Source organism: Paenibacillus naphthalenovorans (genome assembly GCF_001465255.1).
GTDB classification, from domain to species: Bacteria; Bacillota; Bacilli; order Paenibacillales; family NBRC-103111; genus Paenibacillus_G; species Paenibacillus_G naphthalenovorans.
Genome location: NZ_CP013652.1, coordinates 4,980,852 through 5,006,900 on the forward strand (window position 1 = coordinate 4,980,852; position 26,049 = coordinate 5,006,900).

Annotated in this window: 20 protein-coding genes; 16 read left to right on the forward strand and 4 right to left on the reverse strand. The window is 52.8% G+C overall.

Going from position 1 to position 26,049, the window contains the following annotated elements; all coding sequences use genetic code 11:
• Window positions 1–57: 57 nt before the first annotated feature.
• The 8 genes from IJ22_RS24515 to IJ22_RS24550 are packed head-to-tail and all read left to right on the forward strand — an operon-like array spanning window position 58 to window position 12,807.
• Window positions 58–2,460 (forward strand): DUF7408 domain-containing protein, encoded by a 2,403-nt coding sequence (locus IJ22_RS24515; RefSeq protein WP_062410658.1) that lies wholly within the window; start codon window positions 58–60, stop codon window positions 2,458–2,460.
• Between the two features lie 8 nt (window positions 2,461–2,468).
• Entirely contained in the window at window positions 2,469–3,398 is a 930-nt protein-coding gene (locus tag IJ22_RS24520) for an ABC transporter ATP-binding protein (RefSeq protein WP_062411136.1), read from the forward strand.
• A complete protein-coding gene (locus IJ22_RS24525; RefSeq protein WP_418007066.1) occupies window positions 3,395–4,294 on the forward strand; it encodes an ABC transporter permease in 900 nt (299 codons plus the stop codon). Before IJ22_RS24520 ends, IJ22_RS24525 begins: the two co-directional genes overlap by 4 nt.
• Window positions 4,295–4,306: 12 nt before the next feature.
• Window positions 4,307–5,977 carry a hypothetical protein gene (locus tag IJ22_RS24530; protein WP_062410659.1) on the forward strand — a complete coding sequence of 557 codons (1,671 nt, stop codon included), beginning with the start codon at window positions 4,307–4,309 and terminating at the stop codon, window positions 5,975–5,977.
• Window positions 5,978–6,010: 33 nt separating this feature from the next.
• Window positions 6,011–7,000 (forward strand): AAA family ATPase, encoded by a 990-nt coding sequence (locus tag IJ22_RS24535; RefSeq protein ID WP_062410660.1) that lies wholly within the window; start codon window positions 6,011–6,013, stop codon window positions 6,998–7,000.
• Window positions 6,997–7,896, forward strand: a complete 900-nt coding sequence (locus IJ22_RS24540; protein ID WP_062410661.1) for a DUF58 domain-containing protein — start codon at window positions 6,997–6,999, stop codon at window positions 7,894–7,896. Before IJ22_RS24535 ends, IJ22_RS24540 begins: the two co-directional genes overlap by 4 nt.
• A 50-nt stretch (window positions 7,897–7,946) precedes the next feature.
• Window positions 7,947–9,926 carry a vWA domain-containing protein gene (locus tag IJ22_RS24545; protein WP_062410662.1) on the forward strand — a complete coding sequence of 660 codons (1,980 nt, stop codon included), beginning with the start codon at window positions 7,947–7,949 and terminating at the stop codon, window positions 9,924–9,926.
• Window positions 9,907–12,807 carry a VWA domain-containing protein gene (locus IJ22_RS24550; protein ID WP_062410663.1) on the forward strand — a complete coding sequence of 967 codons (2,901 nt, stop codon included), beginning with the start codon at window positions 9,907–9,909 and terminating at the stop codon, window positions 12,805–12,807. Before IJ22_RS24545 ends, IJ22_RS24550 begins: the two co-directional genes overlap by 20 nt.
• A gap of 27 nt (window positions 12,808–12,834) precedes the next feature.
• Here the strand turns inward: IJ22_RS24550 and IJ22_RS24555 are convergent, their stop codons facing one another.
• Window positions 12,835–13,170, reverse strand: a complete 336-nt coding sequence (locus IJ22_RS24555) for a L,D-transpeptidase (protein WP_054820148.1) — start codon at window positions 13,168–13,170, stop codon at window positions 12,835–12,837.
• Window positions 13,171–13,362: 192 nt separating this feature from the next.
• On the opposite strand from IJ22_RS24555, the gene bacA reads away from it, so the two are divergent.
• Window positions 13,363–14,160, forward strand: coding sequence for an undecaprenyl-diphosphate phosphatase (gene bacA, locus IJ22_RS24560; protein WP_054820149.1), 798 nt, complete (start codon window positions 13,363–13,365; stop codon window positions 14,158–14,160).
• 74 nt (window positions 14,161–14,234) lie between these two features.
• On the opposite strand, the gene IJ22_RS24565 is transcribed toward bacA, so the two are convergent.
• A complete protein-coding gene (locus tag IJ22_RS24565; protein WP_062410664.1) occupies window positions 14,235–15,014 on the reverse strand; it encodes a DUF1836 domain-containing protein in 780 nt (259 codons plus the stop codon).
• A gap of 255 nt (window positions 15,015–15,269) precedes the next feature.
• Here IJ22_RS24565 and IJ22_RS24570 point away from each other — a divergent pair, with 255 nt between their 5' ends.
• Window positions 15,270–16,610, forward strand: coding sequence for a hemolysin family protein (locus IJ22_RS24570; RefSeq protein WP_062410665.1), 1,341 nt, complete (start codon window positions 15,270–15,272; stop codon window positions 16,608–16,610).
• Between the two features lie 520 nt (window positions 16,611–17,130).
• Here IJ22_RS24570 and IJ22_RS24575 read toward each other — a convergent pair.
• Window positions 17,131–17,997 carry a transposase gene (locus IJ22_RS24575; RefSeq protein ID WP_062410666.1) on the reverse strand — a complete coding sequence of 289 codons (867 nt, stop codon included), beginning with the start codon at window positions 17,995–17,997 and terminating at the stop codon, window positions 17,131–17,133.
• A 324-nt stretch (window positions 17,998–18,321) separates the two neighbouring features.
• On the opposite strand from IJ22_RS24575, the gene IJ22_RS24580 reads away from it, so the two are divergent.
• The 5 genes from IJ22_RS24580 to IJ22_RS25905 all read left to right on the forward strand — a co-directional run bounded on the left by IJ22_RS24580 (window position 18,322) and on the right by IJ22_RS25905 (window position 22,913).
• A complete protein-coding gene (locus IJ22_RS24580) occupies window positions 18,322–18,645 on the forward strand; it encodes a DUF2325 domain-containing protein (RefSeq protein WP_054820151.1) in 324 nt (107 codons plus the stop codon).
• 178 nt (window positions 18,646–18,823) lie between these two features.
• Window positions 18,824–19,456, forward strand: a complete 633-nt coding sequence (locus tag IJ22_RS24585; RefSeq protein ID WP_062410667.1) for a stalk domain-containing protein — start codon at window positions 18,824–18,826, stop codon at window positions 19,454–19,456.
• 271 nt (window positions 19,457–19,727) lie between these two features.
• Window positions 19,728–20,279 (forward strand): hypothetical protein, encoded by a 552-nt coding sequence (locus IJ22_RS24590; protein WP_062410668.1) that lies wholly within the window; start codon window positions 19,728–19,730, stop codon window positions 20,277–20,279.
• A gap of 86 nt (window positions 20,280–20,365) precedes the next feature.
• Window positions 20,366–21,235, forward strand: a complete 870-nt coding sequence (locus IJ22_RS24595; protein ID WP_062410669.1) for an alpha/beta fold hydrolase — start codon at window positions 20,366–20,368, stop codon at window positions 21,233–21,235.
• Between the two features lie 196 nt (window positions 21,236–21,431).
• Entirely contained in the window at window positions 21,432–22,913 is a 1,482-nt protein-coding gene (locus IJ22_RS25905; protein WP_082660946.1) for a DUF3658 domain-containing protein, read from the forward strand.
• Between the two features lie 99 nt (window positions 22,914–23,012).
• Here IJ22_RS25905 and IJ22_RS24605 read toward each other — a convergent pair whose 3' ends face one another.
• Complete coding sequence (locus IJ22_RS24605) at window positions 23,013–23,486, reverse strand: hypothetical protein (RefSeq protein WP_054820158.1); 474 nt, start codon at window positions 23,484–23,486, stop codon at window positions 23,013–23,015.
• A 256-nt stretch (window positions 23,487–23,742) separates the two neighbouring features.
• On the opposite strand from IJ22_RS24605, the gene IJ22_RS24610 reads away from it, so the two are divergent.
• On the forward strand, window positions 23,743–26,043 hold the full coding sequence (locus tag IJ22_RS24610; RefSeq protein ID WP_082660947.1) for a putative bifunctional diguanylate cyclase/phosphodiesterase: 2,301 nt from the start codon (window positions 23,743–23,745) through the stop codon (window positions 26,041–26,043).
• The last annotated feature ends 6 nt before the right edge of the window (window positions 26,044–26,049 follow it).

The following is a 26,049-nucleotide window of genomic DNA, read 5'->3' on the forward strand; positions in this document are numbered from 1 at the left end:
AATGAGCTTTCTCGTCATAGGATTTATGCGGATAATACGATGCTTAGGAGGATCGCAATGGAAGGGTTACGATCAGAGAGAATAAAGGGGGTCCGTCGGCTGCTGCTCCTGCTGCTTGCGCTTTGCATGACCTTTCAAATCATGGCAGGAACGGTTGGCGCAGCGCCGGCTACTTCCGGAGTCGAACTGCAAATTCAGACGGGCATCGACGGAAAAATGAAGGAAGGCCGATGGTTTCCTGTCAAATTCACGCTGACCAGTCCACATGAGGATATAAGCGGTGATTTGGTCGTACAAGTGGCAAGTCAGACGGGAGGCAAGGATATCACCTACGTGAAGCACGTCGAGCTGCCCAGGCAGAGCACGAAAACCGTATGGATGGCGCTGCCGGGCATGACCCTGAACAGCCGCAATAATGTCGTGAAGCTCTATCAGGGTCCGGTAGAAGGCGGGACATTAGTGCCGATCTCAAAAGGCAGCAATTATATTGAAACGGTAAGCGTGCGTTCTACCCAGGTAGGGGTGCTGGCACGCGATCCCGATACGCTGAATTTTTTGTCTCTATTGAATACGCAGGGCTATGACGTGAGTGTATCCCGCTTGAATGTGGCGGACTTTCCCGCGGAAACCATGATGCTCGACGGTCTGGATGCGATTGCGATTAATGATATAGCTACCGACCAGCTCAGTCCGGAGCAGGTACAGGCGATTAACGGCTGGGTGGCCAGAGGGGGAAGCTTGATTCTGGCCGGCGGCGCGGGATATGCCAAGACGGCCAAAGCATTCGAAAGCCTGTCTCCAGTCACTTACCAAGGCACGATCTCTTTAAGCAAGCTGGGCTCTCTGGAGAACTTGGCGGCCAAAGAGCTGACCCTGACGGAGCCGTTTACGGTGTCCTCCGCTGCGGTGAAGTCCGGGAATGTGCTTGCGCAGGAAGGACAGGTTCCGCTGCTTGTGAGCAAAGAGGTGGAAAAAGGCCGGGTCTGGTACGCAGGATACGATTTATCCTTGCAGCCGCTGGCATCATGGACGGGCAATCCGAAGCTGTGGGAGCAGGTGCTTCAACCCCACCTGGTTACCTCCGCGGCTAAGAACGGATTCCAGACCAATATCATGAACCGGTACTGGGACCTGCAGTATATTCTCGATTTTTTCCCGTCGATGAGGATGCCATCCTTCTTTTTATTGCTGACGCTGTTTCTGGTGTACGTCCTGATAGCGGCGCCATTGTTATATTTACTGCTGAAACGATTGGATAAACGCGAATGGGCCTGGGTCATCATTCCCGTCCTTTCCATCATCTCCAGTATCGGTATATTTAGCGTAGGCGCCTCGGACAAAAGCTCCGTAATGACTCACACGCTGAATACGCTGGAGCTCAGCGGGAATGGCCAAGGCACGCGAAGTGCGGCAACGGCGGTATTCGTTCCAAGCGGCGGAACCTATGAGCTTCAGCTGCCGAAATCGGCTAAAGTGGTATCGTTCAGTGAAAACCGCGGATCGATGAATCAGAATGGCGAACTGGCCGGGGCAACCGATCAATATTTGTACATGGATGAAGCTGCACGTCTTGTGTGGACGGATGTGCCTTACTGGTCCGTCCGCAAAGCTCAGGTGGAGCATGCGGAAAGCGAGCCTCTTGGCCAATTTGATGTGGCGGCGAGCATTGACCAAAACGGAATCAAAGGCGAAGTGACGAACCAAACCAAGTCGGACTTAACGAACGTCAGCTTGATCTATAACCGCCAGCTGTTTGCCGTCGGCGATTTGAAGGCGGGAGAGAAAAAAACGATCGGCGGCAGCATCAATACGATACCGCAAGGCTATATCGATTTCGGCCAGTTGATGTTTCCATATAACCATACCGGAGGGCCGGATGTATTCAACCGGGAGCGGCAAATGGTCAATGCCTACATGAACAGGCTGTGGAACACCGGTGCAGGCGGTGAAACTATGATCATCGGTTGGAGCAAGGATAACGAATCGTTGTATCAGGTCAACGGCCGGAAGGCGCAATCCGACCAACTGAACATGTGGGTGCAGGAAGTGAAGCTTCAAGTGGTGCAGGGAGACAAGATCTCCATCCCTTACGGATATTTGAGTCCGTCCATTGTACAGAACAATCTGCAGCAGATGCATCGCGAGCCGGACGGCAATATGTTTGCCGGCAGCGGCGATTTCACGTTCGAATATAACCTCCCGGTCATTCCGGGGGCACAGTACGATACGCTTCGCATTCAGAGCGCCGGAGGCTTGCCGCCTTATTTATCGCTGCAAATATGGAACGAGGCCAGGAAGGATTGGGATCCGCTTGATTTGCGTTCGGTGTTCGTGCTGCAGGACGGCCGGCAGAACGATATGCTGATCGGAGGCCGGACGATTAGGCTGAAGGCTACGGTGACGCAGGATCTGAGCTTCCGTTATCCGCAAGTGTCTTTGGAAGGAACGGTGAAACGATGACCACGCCTATGATCGAAATTGAGAACTTAACCAAAACCTACGGCAGCTTCACAGCGCTGAAATCGATGAGCATGTCGATTGCCAAAGGAACGGTTTTTGGGTTTGTCGGACCAAACGGCGCGGGCAAATCGACGACGATGTCGATCCTCGCGACGTTGCTTGCACCGACCTCCGGGACGGCGAAGGTTGGGGGTTACGAGGTTACGCGGCACCCGCAGGAAGTACGCAAGCTGATTGGTTATATGCCGGATTTCTTCGGCGTGTACGATCATTTCAAGACGACCGAGTATTTGCATTTTTACGGTGCGAGCTACGGGATTCCCCGGGCGGAGCGGGAAAAAATGATTCCGCAGCTGCTCGAGCTTGTCAATCTGACGGACAAAGCCGACTTTTACGTCGACTCGTTATCCAGAGGAATGAAACAGAGGCTGTGTCTGGCGCGGTGTCTTGTCCATGATCCCGAGCTGCTGATCCTCGACGAACCGGCATCGGGGCTGGATCCCCGGGCCCGTATTGAGATGCGGGAAATTTTAAAAGAGCTGAAATCGATGGGCAAAACGATCATGATCTCCTCGCACATTTTGCCGGAGCTTGCGGAGATGGTTGACGAGATTGGCGTCATCGAGCATGGCGAACTGATCGCCAAGGGTAAGGTACAGGACATCCAGAACCGGATGCGAACCAATCGGACGCTGCATATCCGGCTCATGGAGGGAGAAAAGGAGGCCGCGGAATTTTTGCGCGACCAGCCGCATGTCTCGATGGTGCTGGAGGATGAACAAGGCGTGCACGCGCATTTCGGCGGTCAGGATGAAGAGCAGGCGGAACTCCTCGGCGCTTTGATAGCCAAAGGGTTTCGGATCGTATCCTTTAGCGAGGCGCAGACGAATCTGGAGGATGTATTCCTGGAAATCACCAAAGGAGGGGACTCGGCATGATGGATCGCATGTCTTGGCGCAGCAAGCTGATCAACCCCGTGCTGGATAAGGAGTTTCGCTTGCGGATGAGAACGTTCCGTTCGCCGCTGGCGCTCATGTTCTACCTGCTTACGATCGGGCTTATAGCGCTGGGCTTCATTTATTTGAACATAGGCGGGTTTCGTGGTGGTCCGGTCGGCTTCAACCCGAATCAGAGCCGTGAAATGTTCTATGTATTGAGCGTGGCGCAGCTCGTCCTCATCGCTTTCATGACACCGGGCTTGACGGCGGGCGTGGTCAGCGGAGAAAGGGAAAAGCAAACGCTGAGCATTCTGCTCACCACGCAGCAAAGCTCGGCTACGATCATTTTAAGCAAGCTGGTCTCCTCGTTAAGTTTTATGCTGCTTGTCATTCTGGCGACGCTGCCGGTGTACAGCATCGTCTTCTTGTTTGGAGGCATCTCGCCGAAGCAGCTTGTACTTGTCTTTTTGTTTTACGTGTTTACCATGTTCGTACTCGGGGCGTTCGGTGTGATGTTCTCGACACTGGTCAAACGGACGATGGTATCGGTTATCGTGACGTATGGCTTCACGATGTTCATTTTCGGGGCAACGGGGCTGCTATTCTTGTTTCTTCAAGGCTTGATGAGGCAGATTTATCAAAGCAGCACTGCCACTTACTCCTGGATCGGCTACGTGCTTGGGTTAAATCCGGTGGCGGCGCTGTTGAGCCTGTTTGAGCCGGATATTTCAAGAGAGGCGTTTCGTACGTGGAATAACAACAGCTCCGTGATGAATCAAGCCCCTCCGATTGAGCTGTGGCAGGAGTTTGTGGCGGTTTATGCCGTGCTGGCGGTAGCAGCGGTCTTGATCAGCATCCGGTACATTCGTCCGGTGCTCAAGAAACGAAGAAAATAAGGAGGCGGCAGGATGGACGGAAGGCGTTTGTTGGAGCTGCTGAAGCCTGTACGGCTTCGTTTGCAGTGGCTGCGTACGATCGAGACGGGCTTGCTCGGGGCGGTGGTCGGCGCCGCGGCGGGCCTGCTGCTGACGGCAGCCGCCTGGATGCTGCCTGTAGCCTATTACCGGGTGACCGCGGCCGCTCTTGTACCGGCAGGGATGATGGCAGGCGCCCTTTACGTGCTCCTGCTGCGCAGAGTGACGCCGGAGACCGCCGCCGGGACGGTGGATGCCTCGGGCGGGGACGATACGGTCCGAACCGCGCTGGAATATTTGCGTGAAGATACGCCCATCGCACGGATGCAGCGCGAAGGCGCGATTCGTTACGCAGAGGCGTATGCGGCGCAAATGCCCAAATGGGAACTCAGTCCACTGCTTCGGAAAAGGCTGTGGATCGCGGCGGCCAGCGTGGCTGTGATGGTTATTGCGGTTGCCCTGCCCAGTCCGATGGACCATGTTGTAGCTCAAAGACAGGAGGAAGCCCAATGGATAGACGAACAGCAGCAAAAGGTTGAAGAGCTGAAGGCGGATATCCCGGAGGAGCTGACTCCGGAAGGCAAAAAAACGCTGGAGGACAGCCTGAACCGGCTGGAGGAAGGCTTGGAGCAAAGCAAGACCGCGACGGAAGCGCTGGATGAGATGGAGAAGGCGATGAAGGAATTGGACGGAGAAGCGAAGGAGCTCGAAAAGAAGCAGGTGAAGGCTGAACAATGGGCAGAGCGTTTGAAGCAGGAGCCCATGCTGAAGGATGTTGGCGAGAGCCTGCGGCAGATGGATGAGAATGCTCTTCAAAAAGGTATGGAGCAGCTGCGGAGCCAGATGCTGAAGCTCACGCCCGAACAGAAGCAAGCGCTCGCGGAGCTGCTCGAGAAGCTGGCGGCTTCGGCGTCCAATCCGGATGCGGAGAAGGAAAAGCAGCTGCGGGAGACGATGGAGCGTGCGGCTGCCGAGCTGAAGGCTAATGCGAAAGCGTCCGCTGAAGGCGCTGCTGTGGACCCGAAGCAGCTGGAAGAGCAGCTGAAGCAGCTTGAGCAGCAGCTCTCCGAGGCGCTGAAGCAGCTGCAGCAAAATGCCGCGCAGCATGCGGCTTCGGCGCAGCAGGCAGCCGGCATCGCGCAGCTCGGCCTGCCGATGGCCGGGCAGCTTGCGGGCCAAGGCGCAGCATTGCCATCGGCATGGCTGCCGGGCGGCCTCGCGAATGCGCTGGCCGCTGCCAGCGGCGCCGCCAGCCCGGGCGGGACGCAGCCGGGGGCCGGGACGCAGCCGGGAGCTGGCGCGGGAGCAGGTGCGGGCACCGGAGCCGGTACAGGAGCAGGAGCAGGAGCCGGAGCAGGTGCAGGAGCCGGAACGGGCGGGCTGCAGGGCGGTTTCGGCAGCGGGCACCGCAATCTGGTGGCAACGCCGCGCGTTTTTGAGGGCTCGGGCAACATACAGTCCGACCAAGGCCCGATAACGGGTGGCGGAGGCGAGCTGCAGAAAGGCGGCACATCCCCGATGATCGACGGAACGTCCAGACCGTACGAGGAAGTGTTTTCCGAATACGAAAGGGAAGCCAAGAGCGCATTGGATCGTCACCCGCTGCCTCAGAACATGCAAAATCTGGTGCGGGATTATTTTACGGAGATTCAGCCGAACCCTTGACGGATGTCAAATCGGCACGAGGAGGAACCGTTCATGATAGAAACAAGAGAGCAAGTCGAAGCGTGGGGGGCGACGATCACTGCGGTCAAGGAACAGATCGGCCGGGTGATCGTCGGGCAGCAGGATGTAGTGGAGCAGCTGTTGTGGTGTATTTTTGCAGGGGGACACGCATTGCTTGAAGGGATACCGGGACTCGGCAAAACGATGCTGGTGCGAACGATTGCCGATACGCTCGATATGAGCTTCTCGCGCATCCAGTTTACGCCCGACCTGATGCCGGCCGACATCACAGGAACAAACGTAATCCAGTTCGGTTTGAAAGGTGAAACGTCTTACCAATTTCAGCCGGGTCCGATTTTCGGCAATCTCGTCCTGGCCGATGAGATCAACAGGGCGACGCCGAAGACGCAAAGCGCGCTGCTGGAAGCGATGCAGGAGAAGACGGTGACAGTCGGGGCGGAGACGCATCGGCTGCCAAATCCGTTTTTCGTGCTTGCAACGCAGAACCCGCTGGAGAACGAGGGGACGTATCCTCTGCCGGAGGCGCAGCTCGACCGGTTTTTGTTAAAAATCAACGTATCATACCCCAGCCGGGACGAGCTGAAGGAGATTGTCCGGCGGACAACGGCTTCGCATGAAGCGACGGCGGAGAAAACGGCGGATGCCGCGGCCTTGTCGGCCATACAGCAGGGGGTCAAAGAAATCCTGCTGGCTGAAGAGGTGCTGGATTACGCTGTACAACTGACGATGATGACGCATCCCGGAGAGCAGGGGGTGCCGGACTCGGTGAAAAAATATGTACGGTTCGGCTCGGGCCCGCGCGGTCTGCAGTCGATCATTTCCGCAGCCAAGGTGAGGGCGCTGACGGCCGGAAGGCTGCACGTATCGGTGAACGACATCCAGAAGGTGGCTCTGCCGGCGCTCCGCCATCGGATCTTCCTGAACTTTGAAGGTCAGGCGATGGGTGTGGGAACCGATGCGGTGATTGAGGATATCTTAGCCGCAGTGGAGAAGCGGAAATGAGCGCGTCGGATTTAGGGCTGGATCCGAAGCTGTTGCTGCGGCTGGAGCAGATGTCGCTTGTGGCCAAGCGGCGCACCCGCGGTACGATGCAGGGCAAACGGCGGTCGAAGCAACTGGGCGCTTCGCTGGAGTTCGCCGACTATCGCATGTACGCGCCGGGCGATGACATCCGCCGTTTCGATTGGGGTGCATACGCCCGTACGGGAAAGCCGTTCATCAAGCAGTTCATGGATGAACAGGAGCTTCAGGTGAACTTGTATATCGATGTCACTCGTTCGATGGGCTTCCCGCTGGAAGAAGCTGCGGGAAACAAGCTGATGTACGCCCGGCAGCTTGCTGCTTGTATCGGTTATATGGCGTTGTCCGGCTATGACCGGGTTAGCGCCCGCCTGTTTAGCGACCGGATTGTGCGAGAGCTCCCGATGCTGAGAGGCAAGGGCTCTGTACATCGGCTGTTCCGTTTTTTGTCGGAGGCGGAAGCGGAATCGGGAGGGAATATAGCCGATGCCGTGATGAAGCCCGGAGCCATACCCAGGCAGCCGGGGATGACATGGATTTTTTCCGATTTTTTATATGAATCCGGTATTGAAGAGGCGTTAAACTATTTGCTGGCCGCCCGGCAAGAGGTCGTCGTGGTGCAGGTGCTGTCGGAAGAAGAAGTGCGGCCGGCGCTGACAGGCGATCTTAGGCTGATTGACAGTGAATCCGGAACCGGCAAAGAGGTGGCCGTCACCGCCAGGGTCATCGAAGCTTATCAGGCTGCAATCCGGCAGTATACGCATGGCTTGAAGCAGTTTTGTCATGAGAGAGGCATGACGTACGTGCTTGCGACGACAGATGTTCCGGTAGCGGATGCCGTTTTGCGTTCGCTGCGGGAACACGGCCTGCTGCTGTAAAGGTTCGGAGCATCGGGAAAGAGCAAATCGCGAACGGAGGTGATCGCCAGATGCAATTTCAATCGCTTGTCAGCTTATGGTTTGGCTTGACGCTGCCGGCTATCGTTCTGATGTATTTGCTTAAGCGCAAATATGTCGATACCGAGGTGCCGAGCCATTTGCTGTGGAACAGGGTGCTGCGCAGCCTCGAAGCGAACCGCCCTTGGCAGCGGCTGCGCAATCAGCTGCTGCTGATTTTGCAGCTTCTCACGGCGGCGTTGCTGGTGCTCGCGCTGATGCAGCCATGGATATGGGCCGAAAGCGGTGCGAAAGGGCATCTCGTGCTCGTGCTGGACCGTTCGGCCAGCATGGATGCGCTCACTCCGGATCCGGAGCACTCGAAGGAGAAGCTGACAAGACTGGAGCTCGCCAAGCGCAAGGCGGCTGATGTAGTCAAGGGTGGAGCGAACGGCAGCGCCGTTACGGTCATCTCCATGGGCAGTCAGCCGGAGGTGCTGGTCTCAAGAGAAACAACGGCGGATACGGTTCTGGCTGCTATAGCGGGTATAGAGCCTTTTTACGGGAGAACGGCTTACAAGGAAACGATGTCTTTGGCGGCCGCTTTGACTCAGGACGATACGGACGCGGAAATTCGGGTATTGACCGATGCAGTGTGGAGTGAAGGCACGGAAGGGTTAACGTTCCGTGTACCCGTTCGGGTTGAGCCTGTCGGAGCCAATCCGGCGAACAACGTCGCCATCGTACAGTTCGGCGTGAGGAACGGCGCAGACGCGGCGGGAGGCTCCGCCGTCAGCGGCGTCGCCGCTTTGAAAAACACGGGGAGCGGGAAGCTGGATACGGACGTCACCCTGTATGCCGGCACTTCTGCCGCGGAAACGGTACGGATTCAGCTTGAACCTGGCGAACAAAGGACGCTCCATTTTGACAATATACGAAGCTCGGAATATTACAAGCTGTCGGTGGATGCCGAAGATGATTATGCGGCGGATAATCAAGCCTATGCTTTTTTGTCCGGTGAGCGCAACCGCAGGGTGCTGCTGCTGACCGAAGGGAATTTGTTTCTGGAAAAAGCGCTGCAGCTCGCAAGGGCCGAGGTCATTAAGGTGCAGGCCGCAGGGATGGCTGCACCTCCCCAAGGCGATTTCGATCTGGTCGTTGCGGATCGGCTTGCGAGCGGCGCCGCTGCCGGAGAGGCTTGGCAGCGGCTGTTCCACGAGAAACCGCTCTGGTCCATTCGCAGCGGCTACCAAGGGGAGGAGGTCCGTCCGCCTCAGGCCGATTACCGGATCGGCGAGCATCCCGTGACCAAATATATCCGCTTTCAGGATACGCATATCGCCAAGCTCCTGCCCATCGATCCGAAGGATCAAGCGGCCTGGGGTCAGCCGGTCGTATCGGCCGGCTCACAGCCGTTGATCGTCGCAGGTATGGAGAACGGCCGTCCGAGGCTGCTGTTTACCTTTGATTTGCAGCAGTCCGATCTGCCGCTGCGTCCGGAATTTCCGATCCTGGTGCAGAATGCGGTCGATTGGCTGGGAAGTGCCCAAAGCGCCAGTTTGGGGCATGTCATTGCGGGTGAGAAAACGGACATCCCGATTGTTGCCCAAACCGTCTCAGCCCACTGGGTGCCGATGGAGCTCGCAGGATCGGCTGCAGGTGAATTACAAGCTGCAGGGCAGTCTTATCTCCCCGCCGAACAGGCGGATGGAGCCGTGCTAAGCCGTCAGAGTGTCCCGAATCGTCCGGGGCTTTATCAATTTGTAGAAAAGGGAGAAGACGGAAGCGAGCGGAAAACGCTTTTGGAAGTATCGGCCGATCCGGGAGAGTCAGCCATCGGAGAACGTAGGGAACTATCGTTCACCAGCGCTTCATCGAGCCCCCCTGCGACCGAACAGGGCGGAGCTCAGGCGCTGACGGAAGAACGTGAAGGAGAGTCGCCATATCCGCTGCTCCCATGGATTATCGGCTTGGTTATGTTGATCGTTTTGGCGGAATGGGGGGTGTACCATCGTGGGAATTCAATTTCGTGAGCCCTGGTTTTTGCTGCTGCTCATTCCGTTGGCGGGCTTTGCCGTTTGGGCCTGGCGATCCAAGCTGCGCATGGAAGACAACCGAAAACGGCTGGCGGTCGGGCTGCGTACACTCATCCTTTTGCTGCTGCTTACAGCGCTGGCAGGCATGCAGTGGTTTGTTACATTGGAGCGGCAAGCCGTATTTTACATCGTTGACCGTTCAGACAGCATGCCTGCGGGAAGCCAGTCCTATGAGCAGTGGTTGAAGACGTCCGCAGAGGCCAGAAAAGATCAGGATCTTATTGGCGTCATCTCTGCCGGCGGCAATGCCGTGGTCGAACGCAGCCTTTCTTTGCAGGCTTTGCGGCAGTTTTCCTTCTCCGGCGAAGTGAACCGGCAGTTTTCAAACATGGCGCAGGGGATGCAGTTGGCGGCAGGCTTGATGCCGGAAGATGCTGCTCCGCGGATCGTGTTGATTACGGACGGACAGGAGAATGTCGGCGATCTGCTGCGCCAAGGGCAGCTGTTGAAGAATAAAGGCGTGGCCGTCGATGTGCTGCCCATTCCGGCACCTGCACGCAAGGATGTCGCGATCGAAAACGTGAAGCTGCCGGAGAACCTGTACCAGGCGGAAAAATATGCTTTGGAAATACAGCTCTCCAGTACCTTTGCTGCAACGGGAGAGCTCCGGGTATACGAAGACAACCGGGAGCTGACACGGCAGACGGTGTCCGTTGAACGCGGCGACAACCGATTTGCTCTGCAGGGCTTGGCCAAAGAACCGGGCTTTCACCGGTATCGGGCCGAGATTTATTTCGAGGGTGACGAGCAGGCGGTGAACAATGCCGGCTACGCGTTCAGCCGGGTGAGCGGACCTCCCAAGGTGCTGATCGTAGAAGGAACGCCTGGTTCCTCCGGCAACCTGGAATCGGTTATGGCTTCCGGCCTGATCGGTTATGAAACGATTGCGCCCGAGATGCTTCCGCTGGAGATAGCCGATTATACCGGGTATGACAGCATGATTTTGAATAATGTGTCCGCTACTCGGATGTCCGGCATGCAGATGGAAATGATCGAGAAGGCGGTCAAAGATCACGGGATCGGTCTGGTGATGACCGGCGGCGAGGACAGCTACGGTATGGGCGGCTACTTCAAAACGCCGATTGAGCGAGCCCTTCCCGTATCGATGGAGCTGGAGGGAAAACGGGAAATTCCTTCGCTGGGACTCATTCTTGTCATTGACCGGTCGGGCAGTATGGATGGCGATAAACTGGAGCTTGCCAAGGAAGCGGCCATGCGAACGGTCGAGCTGATGCGCGAGAAGGACAGCGTGGGTGTGGTCGCCTTTGATTCCACACCTTGGTGGGTAGTAGAGCCCCAGAAGCTGACGGATAAGAAGAAAGTGCTGAGTCAGATTCAATCGATTCAGCCGGCAGGCGGCACAGAAATTTATACGGCCGTGCAGGATGCCTATCAGCAGCTGCTTAAGGTTGACGCCCAGCGCAAGCATATCATTTTGCTGACGGACGGTCAGTCGTCTACGAATCAAAGCTACGACCAGCTTACGGCAAACATGGTCCAAAACAACATGACGCTATCCTCTGTAGCCGTAGGAGACGGGGCGGATGTGGCGCTGCTTGAGGCGCTTGCCAAGCAGGCCAAGGGACGGTTTTATTTCACGAACGATCAGAGCACGATACCCGCGATTTTCAGCCGGGAGGCGGTGATCATGGCGCGGACGTACATCGTGGATCAGCCTTTTGTGCCGGCGGTAGGCCAGCCGGGGGATTGGGGGACTTTATTCGGGCGGGGCGTGCCGCAAATTAACGCCTACGTAGCCACAACGGCTAAGCAGACGGCAGAAGTGGCGCTGACCAGTCCGGAGCCCGATCCGCTGCTTGCCCGCTGGCAGTATGGCTCAGGCCGTACGGTCGCCTGGACAAGCGATGTCACCGGCAAATGGTCACGCGACTGGGTGGCGTGGGATGCGTTTGCACAGACGTTCACTCAAATCGTAAAATGGACCTTTCCCCAATTTCAGGATATGCCGCTGGAGCTGACGACAAGGCTGAACGGTAATGAAATGAAGCTTGGCATCAAAAGCCAGGATGCCGAATTCAAAGGCGGGCTTCGCGCCTCGGTAACCGATGAAGCGCTGCAAACGAAAACGCTGCAGGTAACGCCGACCGCCCCGGGAGAATATGAGGCCGGCATGGATATCTCCAAGCCGGGCGTCTTTCTGACGAGGATTGACTTATTGGACGAGAGCGATCCGGACCGCACCTTAGGCAGCTTTACTACAGGCTTCGTGCTGCCTTACTCACCGGAATACCGTATCGGCTCCGGTGATCCGACGGCCAAACTGAAACAGCTGGCCGACATGACCGGCGGCAGAATGCTCAGCATGGAACGCCCCGAGGAAGTGTTCCAGGGGGATGTCGCGGCGAAGAAGCAGCTGCACGATCTGACGCGTTGGCTGCTGACTTTGGCCGTGCTCCTGTGGGTGCTCGACATCGCCGTACGCCGTCTGTCGCTGCCTTGGGGGCGTCTGGCCGCACTGCCGGGTGCGCTGCTGCGCCGCGGACGCGGAACCGCAGCGCCGAAGGCGCCTGATGCGGAAGCCGCGATGGAGCGGCTGCGGGAACGCAAGCGCAATGTCGGCGCATTCTATCGTGGGGCAGACGCGATTCAGGATGCTGCCGACAGGTCCAGGGACAGTTCCTCGCTGCTGGAGCGGGGAACTGAGGCTGCGCCTGCTGAAGTGCCGCAGCAGACCTCGACCGAACAACGGTCCAAACCAGGGACGACCGTTTCTAAACCCGCCGTTTCAGAGACGACGGACAAAAGCGCGGAAACCATGAACCGGCTGCTCGCGGCCAAGAACCGCCGCCGAAGGTAAAAACCCTAAGGGAGCGGCAGAGACCGGTTATTCTCTTATGGTGACGCGCGTCCCGATTGGAACGAGCCTGGATAAAGCGAGAACGTCGGCATTATGCATGCGGATGCATCCTTTTGAGACGGATTGGCCGATGGACGCAGGATTGTCGGTGCCGTGAATGCCGTAATGGGGCCTTGATAAGCCCATCCAGAACGCGCCAAACGGACCGCCCGGGTTCGGGGCTTTGTTTACGATCGTATATTCTCCGACAGGAGTTTGCGTCAGCATTTTCCCGATTGCGATAGGATAGGAATGAATGACGGTATTGTCTTCCAACAGGTGCAGCCGACGGTCAGACAGGTCGACGATGATCCGGTAGGCCATAATCAAATTTCTCCTTTATCAAGCGGATGGAAACTGTATTACCTTATGCGTATCGGCCTTCTGATGCATTGGTCAAACACCTGAAAGCATACTGCCTTTTTACATGTAAATTCCTTATTTTGCTTTTAACTTTCCATAAACATCAACTATAATGTGTATGGAGGTAACTAGAGACAGGAGAGAGGGAGAGCATTGAGTGACATACTGATCGCCATCATTATGGGAATTGTGGAGGGCCTGACGGAATTTTTGCCTGTATCGTCTACCGGACATATGATTCTTACGGCACATTTGCTAGGATTTGAGGGTGAGAAGGCCAAAACGTTTGAAATCGTCATACAGCTTGGAGCGGTATTGGCCGTGTTTGTATTATACTGGCGCCGTTTTTTGGGTATGCTGCACTTCAAGCCGGGCTACATGCAGGAACGCCGTGCCAATATTGTTCATGTTGCCCTTGCGATGGCTCCGGCGGTTGTGATTGGTCTTGCTTTGCATAGCTTGATCAAGACATACTTGTTCGGACCGGAAACGGTATTGGTCGGTTTGGTGGCCGGAGGCATTCTGATGATTGTGGCTGAAAAATCCAGGAGAAAGGTAACGGCCGAAACCATGGACGACATTTCGTATAAACAAGCGTTCGGTATCGGAGTATTTCAATGCCTTGCCTTGTGGCCCGGATTCTCAAGGTCAGGCTCGACCATATCCGGAGGGATGCTGCTGGGTACGAGCCAGAAAGCCGCGGCGGAATTTACCTTTATCGTTTCTGTGCCGATCATGTTCGCGGCGACGATTCTTGACTTATACAAGAGCCGTGAGTACTTATCTGTGGAAGACATGGGATTGTTTATTACAGGTTTGGTATCCGCATTCGTCGTCGCTATGATTGCGGTAGTAACCTTTCTGAATCTGATCAAACGCCTTAAGCTGTCGTGGTTTGCTTATTATCGTTTTGTGTTAGCCGCTATTTTCATTTATGTCTTGTTTATGTAGAAAAAACAAACAAGCCGTAAGCTTTTGGGGCCGTGGATGAGCGGGGCCGGAAAGCTTGCGGCTTTTCTTTTAACTTACGATTGCAGATTCTGCAGGAATAAGGTAGCGTTCAAGAAGCGCCTGGCCAGCGATTGAAAATAGGTGGTTTGTACGGAAACCATGGCAATAAAGATCGTATTGCTCACGGCTTCCTTTTGTTCTTCGCTTAGCCCATCAAGCGAGTCCGTGAAATCGTCCGCCCTTTGCTTAATAAGCTGTTCCAGCATATGATCGTGGTTGCGTCTGCCGATGTCATGTCCGGAGAGATCCAATACCTGATCGTTGTTCTGATCCATTTCCTCAAAGATTGAGGAATACAAAGCATATAATTGGAGCGGGCTGATCAAATCGTCGGAGTCTTCATCCGGGCTTTGAAACAGCAGCGTCAACAGCTTGCGGATGGATTCGAAATCCAGAGTCGCTTTCAAATCATCAATAATGAACAGAACGGCGGTTTGCTTGATCGAATACTTTTTTCCTACCTGAGGAGAACCGATTAAATCTTTAAAATCCCGTTTCACCCAATTTTGTACCGTGGTGATAGAAAAATGAGTATATTCGATCTGATTGCCCAGCGAAACGATTTCCGTCAGAGAAAATCCGTCATTTTGAACTTTTGTTTTAATGATTTTTTCAAAAATCGGGGGGAGTGACGTGGAAATAAAGGCGCCGAACGATTTGCCGCCTTGAATTTCGGCCCTATGCGATTTGGCCCATGCTTCCTGCAGGACGGCCAGAGGCGTCTTGCAGCTTATTCCTTGCAATGACATTAAGAGAGCGGCCATTTGTTTTCTCGTCAAATAGAACAATTCCATCGGGTTTCTTCCTTCTCGATTTTGAAGTTCATATGAACTCATCATATGATTATTTCGTAAAAAAGTCAAAGCCCCCAAGAAGAAAAGAATACCACATGCACAGGTGTCAATTAAGCATAAATTGCTTTAATTTAAGCAAAAATGATCAAATACGGACTTTGCAGTTTTCTTACGAAAAGGTCTATGATAAGTTCATAAGAACTTTATATGTTGGTGTTCATAAATCACAAAATCCTAATAAATAAGGAGAATCAGATGTACGCCTTAAATTTGTTTATGGTCGCAGTGCTCATTGTGGCTACGGCATTTTTTGTAGCTACGGAATTCGCCATCGTTAAACTCCGGCCCAGCCGGGTAGATCAGATGGTGATGGAGGGCCGCAAAAATGCGCTTGCTGTGAAACAGGTCACCAGCAATCTGGACGGCTATTTGTCCGCCTGTCAGCTGGGGATTACCATTACAGCTTTAGGACTGGGCTGGTTAGGAGAGCCGACAGTGGAGGAAATACTCCATCCGGTGTTTGAGCGGTTCCAGCTGCCGGGTGAGCTTGTCACTATTCTTTCTTTCGGAATTGCCTTCATATCCATCACTTATCTTCATGTGGTGCTCGGTGAGCTAGCCCCGAAATCGGTAGCCATTCAGAAGGCCGAATGGATTAGCATCATCACGGCAAAACCGATTATTTTCTTTTATAAAGTAATGTATCCGTTTATCTGGGTTTTAAATGGCTCGGCGAACGCATTGGTAAGACTTTTTGGTATGCGGCCCGCTAAAGAGCATGAGGAAGCACATACGGAAGAAGAACTGCGCATCATTTTGGCCGAAAGCTATACGAGCGGCAATATCAATATGACCGAGTACGGTTATGTGAACCGGATCTTCGCTTTTGATGAGCTGCTAGCCAAAGAAATTATGGTTCCCCGGACGGATATGGTATGTCTGTATCTAAACAACACGCCGGAAGAGAACCTCCGCATCATTAAAGAAGAAAAATACACCCGTTTTCCGGTAGTCAAAGAAAGCAAGGACCACGTGGTCGGGATGATCAACACAAAAGAATATTTTCTGCGTCGAGATGACGAACCTGGAATCGAGCTATCCGAACTGATTCATCCGGTGATGACGGTCTCGGAAGTGATGCCGGTCAAAACACTTTTGAAAAAGATGCAGCAGGAGCGCGCGCATATCGCCATCCTGGTAGACGAATTCGGCGGCACATCCGGCATGGTCACCATCGAAGACGTATTGGAGGAAATCGTCGGGGAGATCCGGGACGAGTTCGATGCAGAAGAGCAGTTGGAAGTGGAGAAGCTTGGCGAAGGCCACCTGATCGTAGACGGCAAGGTGACATTGACTCACCTGAACGATCTACTGAATACGGATATTACCAGCGAAGAACTGGATACGATCGGCGGTTGGTTATACCGGCAAAATCCGGATTTGGAAAAAGGCCGGGAGTGGAAATACGAGAATCTGACCTTTATCATTCGTGAAAAAGAAGAGCACCGGATTCGTAAATTGGAGGTTGTGAAGCACGGGCCGCAGGATGCGGAGGCAGATTCCAACGAAGGCCGTGAAGAACCGGTAAACATGTAAAGAAAGCTTTGGGCGAGAGGAGAAATCCAACCTTGTCCAAAGCTTTTTTATTCCATAGGTGCGTTGCTTTGCTTTGTCGGACGGTTCTCTTGTTCCGTATGTTTAATAACTCCTTATGGCCACTATCCCCTCGGCTCAGATGATATTTCCGCCAGCCCAATTGCCGAATCGAAATGGATGGATTATCGACTAATAGACGTACGGGGTGTGAATAGGAGGGAACTGCAGACGTGCTGCTCTCGAATCAAGAGTTTTCAACACCAAAGATACGACGTATCAACCCTGAGTTGGAAGGATGATCAGCATATAAGATGTGCAAGATGCGGCAGCAGCATAGCTTCAGCCAAATATAATGTGCAAGGTGCCGGCAGCAGCATAGCTTCAGCCAAATTTGATTTCATGTCTGTCATTACACGAAGAATCCGGATTCACCGAATGAGAAATAATATAGCTATGGGGTTAATGGGTTGGTTCCAGTACGAGCCTTTGTGAAAAGTGCGGCCGACGTAAAGGATAAAGTTCATCTGGTTACGGTACCCTTTAACATCGAATAGGTAACTTTCTCTGATTTGGCGCATAGGTGCGTCAGGTGGTGGAATATCGGCGTTCTTTGAAGGGAGAGATTCAGACGATAACAAAATTCGTCCAGATAAGCTTGAAGATGTTTGGAGCCAATTCCATGAAAGGTGGAGTTGATCCATTTGCTAGCCGCGGCGGAGACGCGCAGCAGCCGTTGGAAGCGTTTGTGACTCCAGCGGCTTGTGACGGTTTGGACATCTTTTGTCCGAGGTTCTATATGCTGTTCAATAAAATTCTGTTCAGCGGAACGAAGGATCAGCCGCTCCCTTCTGTATTCCTCGGAGACAAGCTTCATTTTGATGCAGATAGGCTCTCCCTGCTCGTCCATCGATGCGCCGATCAGCAGCGGATGTTCTTGTGGATGGTGATACCAGCTGGGATTGTGAGGTCGTCCGTAAACGGATCCGTTAACCCGAACGATGCCTGATAGAAGGGAGCGGCCATCGGCCTCACTGATGACATGACGGATCTTTCTCAGGATTAACCAGGCTGTTTTGTAAGTAACACCGATCACACGGCTTAGCTCGACGGCATTCGTGCCGCACTCGGTCCGTGAGATGAGAAAGAAGGCCATAAACCATTTGCGCAGATGAGTGCGGCTTCCTTCCATAATCGTTCCCGAGGTAAGAGATGATTGGTAGTAACAATGGCGGCACTCATAGAGCGGCAGCCTGCGGGTGACGATTGTAGAGGCAAGGTGATGTCCACAGCGGGCGCAGGAGAACCCGTTGGGCCACTTGAATTGATACAAGGCATCGGCGCAAGCCTCCTCCGTATTGAAATATTGACAAAATTCTTCCCAAGTCATGGCCCTATACTCCAAACGAAACCCACCCTTAACAGAAACGTATGTTCGTAATATAATATTACCAAACATATGTTCTGATTTCAAGTGTGAATTTTGCCGTTTCGATCCGAAATGTCATTTGAATACCATACTGAGCTTTGGGGATAGTGGCTATAAGCGTTCAAAAGGGACCACATATTTCCCAAAAAAGTTGACAATAAGACTGAGAACAATTATCATTAATAACATAGATGATATTGAGAATCATTATCATAAAACAACTTTGGTATACATAGAACAGCTAAGTTCATCCCCTAAAACTATTTGGTAAAGGAGAACGTTAACATGGCATCGATTTTGGTCGTAGGAGCCGATCATTTGGGCAATATGCCCGAGCATTTGGCCGGTCTTGGGTTTGATGAAGTCATGCATATGTCGGGTCGCAAGTGTCAAATGGTACGAAAGGGCATACCGGACAAGGTTGATGCAGTGCTGGTGCTCACCGATTACGTCAATCATAATTTGACAAAAGCGATTAAACAGCAGGCTAAAGAGCAGGAAGTGCCGATCTATTATGCCAAGCGGTCGTGGTGTTCGGTCAAAAAAGCATTGTGTGCATGTGCGGATACCTGCGAATGGTTGAATGACAGGAAGGACGTGCTTTCGTAAACATCCGGAATATACTCCGCTGGTGAAAGCGGCGGAGGATAGGAAGAGAAACGGAGACTTTCCCGTCTGGGGAGTCTTTTTTTGCCTTTGGTGATAAAACTTTCTATGATTCTCGGGCTCTAAACCTAGTATGATAGAGGAAGAGGATGAGGAGGATAGCACCCGAGGAGGTTTTTTTATGAAGAAATTTATCATGGGACTGGTTTGCGGGGCCGCTCTGGCTACTTCTGCTACCATTAACGCATCCAGTGAAATTCAGGCGCTGCTGTTTCCTGTCAAATTTCAATTTAACGGCGCGAGCAAGGAATTAGGCTCCCGTTTCTCTGCATTGAACTATGAAGGACATACGTATGTGCCGCTTAGGTTCGTAGCTGAAAATCTCGGCGCAGGGGCTGTCTATGATGCGAAAGCAGGTATGGTTTCTGTTGTTTCGGAGCCGAAGGACGCGGATGAAGCACAGCATAAAATCTGGGCGGTCAAGTATCGCCTGGAACGCGGAATGGATCAAAAAGAAGTAAAAGCGGTGCTTGGCGATCCGTCTTTTATGACTTTGATCGAAAGCTCGAAGCAGCAAGTGTGGCGTTATGATTTTGGAGCTCAAGCGGACTACCTGTACGGAGGATTGAACGCCGATGTAGAGGGAATACGCCGGGGGGACCTCGAAGCACAGCTGTTTATCAATTGGAATTCCAGCGGTCAAGTCGACCGGTATGAACTGTGGAGCACTGCTGTATCCGGCAACGGAACCGGCAGCGTGTCAAGCTATATCGTTTATCCTGACGGCTCTATTGGAGACTCAGCGGCAGACTAAATAAACAGCCGGTATCCCTTCAAGGAGCCGGCCATTGTTTTATGAATTCCGGATATCGAAAATTTGGATATTCTGTGTATATTAAGTTCAAACCGCAACTTGTAAGCGCTTTTTTCGTATAAAAAGGTATTATTTTCTTTTTTTTAGAAATGTAGGTGATGAGTTGAACTCCATATTTTTTCCCAAACCTCTTTTTATTGCCGTCGTTGTAACGCTAACTTTGTTTCTTATAGTTATTGGAGTAGGGTTCAGGAAGGACAGTACCCGAATCATGCATGCGGTCAGCTGGGATCGGGTCAAGGCTTATCAATATGAAAAAACGCCCGGGCTTAAAAGGGCAGAGGAGCTGGGTTTGACCAGAAGCTATCAGATTGAGATGCCTGTACCTGAAACGGACCTGATTTTATCCATTTACGAGGTTTGGTACAACAAAGAACACGTTTATTTTTTCTACAGCTTTGAGCGGACTAAAGGAAGCTTCGCCAAACATTTGAAGGACCGTGAAGCGCCTGTTTTATCGTTTCGGGCGTTTTTATCCGACAGCACGGAGGATACCGATACCGCCGGCAATGCGTCTTACCCTTTGAACTGGCCATCATGGGAAGGAGCGCGGCATCAAGGGAAGTTCCATCAAAGGCTGGCGGTGGCCCCCTTTATTGAAGAGGATCAGGTTCTCGTATCCAGAATTGAGGAGATTGTGCTGAAGCAAGTCTTGGTTCAGTGGGGAGACCATACGTACCCGCTTGAAGATATACGGCTGCCGTTGCATATTGACCTTACCACCGGGCAGAACGAGACGGTACCGCTCTGGCATAGTGAATGAATTTGCCGAATGTGTATAACTTCCCCAAGCCCTGGAAAGGATAAATGCGATTTATCTCAGGACAATACCAAAAGGGGTTGGCCCACATGCCTTATGCCGACATCAACGGAACCAGGCTGTACTACCAGGTCAAAGGACAGGGTGTGCCTATTCTGTTCTTGCACCCGCCCTTGATGACGGGACTCACGTTTGCTTATCAACAACATCAGCTTGCGGATCAATTTCAGGTGATCACTTTCGACATCCGCGGCCACGGCAAAAGCCCTTATTCCAGGCAGTCCGTTACATACTCGCTTATAGCCGAGGATATACGGCAGCTGATGGATGAATTGGGGATTCCAAAAGCGTACCTTTGCGGATACTCCACCGGCGGTTCGATAGCGCTGGAGGCGATGCTGAACTACCCTGATCGCTTCCTTGGAGCCATTCTTGTCAGTACTATGTCGGAGGTTAGCACCCCTGTTCTCAAAATGCAAATTTGGCTGGCCTCCGCTCTTACGGCGGCAAGAGTTAAACGTTTGCTTGCGGCCGCCATTTCAGCCGGCAATGCCGACAGCCTGCAAACGTATAAACAGCTGTACGGATCCTCCATGCAAGGGGATATCCGGAACATGTATCAATATTATCGCTTCAGTGCGAAATACAATTGCACGAAACGCCTGAAAGAGGTCCGCGCCCCCATCCTGCTCTTATTCGGGCAAAAGGACAAGAGATTCAAGCGTTATGTCCGCATTCTCCATAGGCAATTGCCGGTGAGCTCGCTTTATATGCTGGAAAATGCCAGGCATCAGCTCCCGACGAAAGAAGCGCAGCGCATGAATGACATCATTCGTACATGGGTTGCGCGCCAGCAGGAAGAAGCCAGCCAAAGCCGTGCTCTCTGCCCGGACGGGGGACTGCCGTACTTGGCAGAAGAGATGATGACGGTAACTGAACCGGAGGAAACACATATTTAGCCAAACGAGCGCGCTATGTGACTCTTCCTGTGGAATAAATGGCCATCGGACCGTTCGGAGACTGCCGAATGGTCTTTTTAGCTTTTCGTCCGTTTTTTCCTGAGTCCTCTTACCAAAATCGACTTCATAAGCTACAATACTTTGTACAAGCCCTTGTCAAGGAAGCTGCGAAGGCGAGGAGGTTAACAAGACGGTTATGAACCGACATCGCATAATCGAAGAGGCAAGAAGTTATGTAAAAAAAGAATTGGAGCGCGACAGCAGCGGCCACGACTGGTGGCATATCGTACGGGTAGCTGGAACGGCCAAGCGGCTTGCCGCTTTGGAACAGGCGGATGTCTTTATCTGTGAGCTGTCAGCACTGCTGCATGATATTGCTGATGAGAAGCTGAATCCGGACAAGGAAGCGGGGCTTAGCAAGGTTGAGCAGTGGCTGGAAGAAGCCGGGGTGGATGTCCGTCATCGTCAACATGTGATGGAAATTATCTCCACGATGTCCTTCAGGGGAGGCCGTGGTCAGCCGATGTCCACGCTGGAAGGACGCATTGTTCAGGATGCCGACCGGCTCGATGCCATCGGCGCGATCGGGATTGCGAGGACGTTCGCCTACGCCGGATGGAAAGGTCATGCCTTGCATCACCCGGAGCTTCCTCCGCGGGAGCATATGACCAAAGAGCAGTACAGGAACGAACCAGGAACCGCAATCAACCATTTTCATGAAAAGCTGCTGAAGCTGAAATCGTTGATGAACACAGAGGCCGCACGCGCGTTGGCGGAAGAAAGGCACAGCTTCATGAATCTGTTTTTGGAGCGATTCGATCAGGAATGGTACCTGGGAGACGATGTATCTTCCCGGTTTTCGCCGTCCGTACAAGCTGGGGATTGGAGCGGATATAGGACACATGTGGTTTTCGGACCGTCAGCACGCGGGGCGGTGAAGCTGGCACTCCGCAGCCGTCCGCAGGAGTCGGTCATCAGCCTGGATGATGATTTGATGCATGGACCTCTGGAAGGCGTTGGAGGACCGTCACGTTTGGCATGGTGGAAGCAGTTTCTGAATGAAGAAGATCGAGCTGATATGATCCCGGCACTACTCAAACATTTCATGTTGTGGCAGGGATGGCCGCGCCAGATCAAAGGCTCCGTCGTTTTGTGGGCGGGAAACTCGGCGACCGAGCAAATAGGGCTTCGCTATGCGCTGGCCGCTTTGCCTGAGGATATCCCCGTATCCGTCATCGATGTCACTTCCGAGCTGCATCGGCTCTACCCCGACAGGGATTATCGCAGCGCAGCTCAGGCTTCACCGGGTCAACTGGCCGGGCTGGCGGACAACGCCGTCTCTTTATCCGGCCGGGATAGAGCGGATCAGATCAAGGATTGGAACCGGCTTGTCGCCGACGGAGGGCTGCTTCGCATCGTGGAGAATGGATCGGTACGTACTGTGGACGAGGGTTACTTTGATGCGCTGATCTTGGAAACTGCGCACCGGCTCCTTTCGAACAGAGACAGCGAGCTGAAAGCGGCCCGTCTGGTCGGTGAAATCATCGGCGTCTTGGATCAGCCCGTATCCGACACGTACATCGAATACCGCCTGCGGAAGCTGTTGGACCAGGGGCAGCTGGAGTATACCGGCTCTTTGCAAGCGATGAGGTATTACAGCGTAAAGCTGGCCACGTAACGGCATGCTGCAAGCCTTCCGGCTGGATGTACCGGAAGGCTTATTCCAAACGGAAGACGGATACCCGTATGTGAATCAGCCGGCTATCGCGCGGCCCGATTATTTCGGCGGTTGATCTCCGGAGGTCTTCTCATTGTTTCCGTTGAACAGGGTTTCCGTCAAAACCTTCAATTTATCCATCAGCTTGCCGTAGCCGAAGCCGACCAAAAAAGCGATGCCGATTTTCGCTTCCATCGAGGTGCCGGTTTGCAGCAGCATGATGCCGCTTTGGAACAGCACGATCGTCATTACCGCCGCTCCCGCGCATTTAATCGGCCTCAGCAAATACCATAAAATCCAACGATCCGATATTTGATCATAAAACGCGTGAAACAGTCTCATGGCGTACAGGGTGCCCCCGATCGCTCCGGCAAGCGCGTAGTATACGTATTCTTCCACCGCCCGCAGCTCGACGCCGAGCCAGTGGACGATTGCGCCGCTTTTTATCATTCCGCCCATCCAGAAGCTCCCCATAAACCAAACCAGCATATACAGAAGCAGGCCAAGCTTGTACCATTGATCTCTGGGAAACATCTTATCGCCCTCCCGCATAGATGTATATCAGCTTATTCCCAAATAAGCGAAAAGGTGCAGGCCGTTGTACATAGGCATTATTTTAAGCGTTATCCCATAGATCTAGAGAACTACAAGAGAATAAAGTCAAGTTTTAACCATTATTTTATGTTTTTTTTTGCAGGAATTGCTCAGGTATTTGTGGAAGAGTAGGTAGCGCTCACTCTCATAAATTGCCTATTTTCGTTCTTATTTTACAAAAGGGATGTTGATTATTATGCTGGACAGTCAAAGTAACGAAGAAGCGGGAGGCTTGGGAAAAAGCGTAAAAAGGGAGAGGGACCAAAAACCGTCCAAGGCGCAATATATCATGGCATCCAAGCAAAGAAGCCGGGAGGCTCGCCTCAACCCTGACACCATTCCCGTTTTTAAAGAAAAGTTGTCGACGTCCGAGCTGAACCGCAAATTGAGCGAGTATGAGAACGTGCTGGCCGTCGTTCGATTCTTTGTGAAGAAACTGCTGCTGTCTTCCAAAGGAAATCCGATTTTAATCGTCATATCCGATGAAACGGGAGTCATTCTGGACATGGATGGGGATGAGACGATTAAACAGACGGTCAATCAGCTCGGGATTCAAATCGGTGTTCGGTTCACCGAGGAATCATGCGGGACGAATGTGATTAATCTGAGCCTCAAAGAACGCCACCCGGTAGAACTGATCGGCCAAGATCATTACCACACTTATTTTTTCACCCACGCTTGCTATGCGGTTCCTTTTCATTATAGAGATCGCAATGACCTGCTCGGAACGATCTCCATCATGACCTCGATTGATCTGGCCAACCCTTTTTATTTGACTCTGCTTGATTTGGCTGTCGATTCGATTGAACGCGAGCTGCTTCTGATTAAGCAGAACCAAAGGCTGAACATGTTGAACCAAATCATGATCAATTCCACCCGCAACGGCATCATCATGACGGACAAAGAAGGCACCATTGTGGAAATGAACGAAATCGCCGAACAATTAACGGGCTTAAGGAAAGGCTTGAACCGACATCAAGTTGTGCGTATGTTCAGTCCTATGGGACAATACATATCGGATGTTATCGAAAAAGGAAGCAAATACGAGAACATTCAGCTCATCCTCGAAAGAAACAGGACCAAATCGAAATTTGTCTGCTTGTTTGATGCGATCCCGATATATGACGAACATTACCAGATTATCGGAGCCATCGGCCAGTTCAGAGATGTGACAAGGCTATACGAGGCCGAAGAAAAATATAATCATTTGGCTTATCACGATGACTTGACGGGATTGCCGAACCGCAGAAATTTTTATAAGCAGCTTGGTGAAATGTTTGAGACGGCCAGACACAACGACAGCCGGTTCGCTGTCCTGTATATTGATCTCGACCGGTTCAAAATGGTCAATGATACGTTTGGCCATCAAAACGGAGATATGCTGTTGTGCGAAGCCGCCGACCGTCTGAAGAACGGACTCCGCACCGGCAGCTTCCTCTCTCGGATGGGCGGAGACGAATTTACGATTATCGTACCGCTAGGTTCCGAACCGGAGGCGGCCGTCCTTACGGCGAAGACCATCTTATGCAACTTTGAACGCAGCTTTATGATCCAGGGGCAGGAATTCCATATTTCTGCGAGCGTCGGCATTGCTTATTACCCGGATGACGGACAAGATGCGGAAACCTTAATGATTCACGCCGATACGGCTCTTTATAAAGCCAAGGAAGCAGGACGAAATACGTATGTGCTGTACGCACCTTCTATGGACCAGTCGTCCCATGAGAGATTGGCGCTGGAGAATGCACTTCGCAAAGCAGTGGAGAGGGAGGAATGGGTTCTTCACTACCAGCCGCAAATCGATATGAATACCGGCCAAATCGTCGGCGTGGAAGCGCTGATTCGTTGGAAGCATCCCGTGTATAAGCTGATTCCCCCAAGCGAATTTATACCTCTTGCCGAAGAAACGGGGTTGATTGTTCCGATCGGCGAGTGGGTCTTAAAGGAAGCTTGTTTGCAAAACAAGCGCTGGCAGGATTCGGGCTTTCCTAAGATACGGATCGCCGTCAACTTATCGACAGCACAATTTATGAAGAAAAATTTGTACAAAACAGTAGAAAAAGTACTTGAGGAAACCGGACTGGAGCCGCAGTATTTGGAACTGGAAATCACCGAAACGATGACCATGGATGTGGAAAAAGCGAGTGCGATATTGGATGAGCTAAGCGGGCTCGGCATCCAAATCAGCATCGACGATTTCGGTACGGGCTACAGCTCCCTGAATTATTTGAAGCAATTTTCGATCCACCGCCTGAAAATTGACAAATCTTTCATCAGGGATATCATAAGCGATGAGAGCAATGCGAGGATCGTAGGGGCCATTATTGCCATGGCCCATCACTTGGGCTTGCATGTGATCGCCGAGGGTGTCGAGACGCGGGAGCAGATGTCTTTTTTGAAAGAGCAGAAGTGTGATGAGATCCAGGGCTATTATTACAGTCCTCCCCTGCCTGCTGAGGAATTGAAGACAAAATACTTTAAAAGCGTCACAGTCTGATATAGG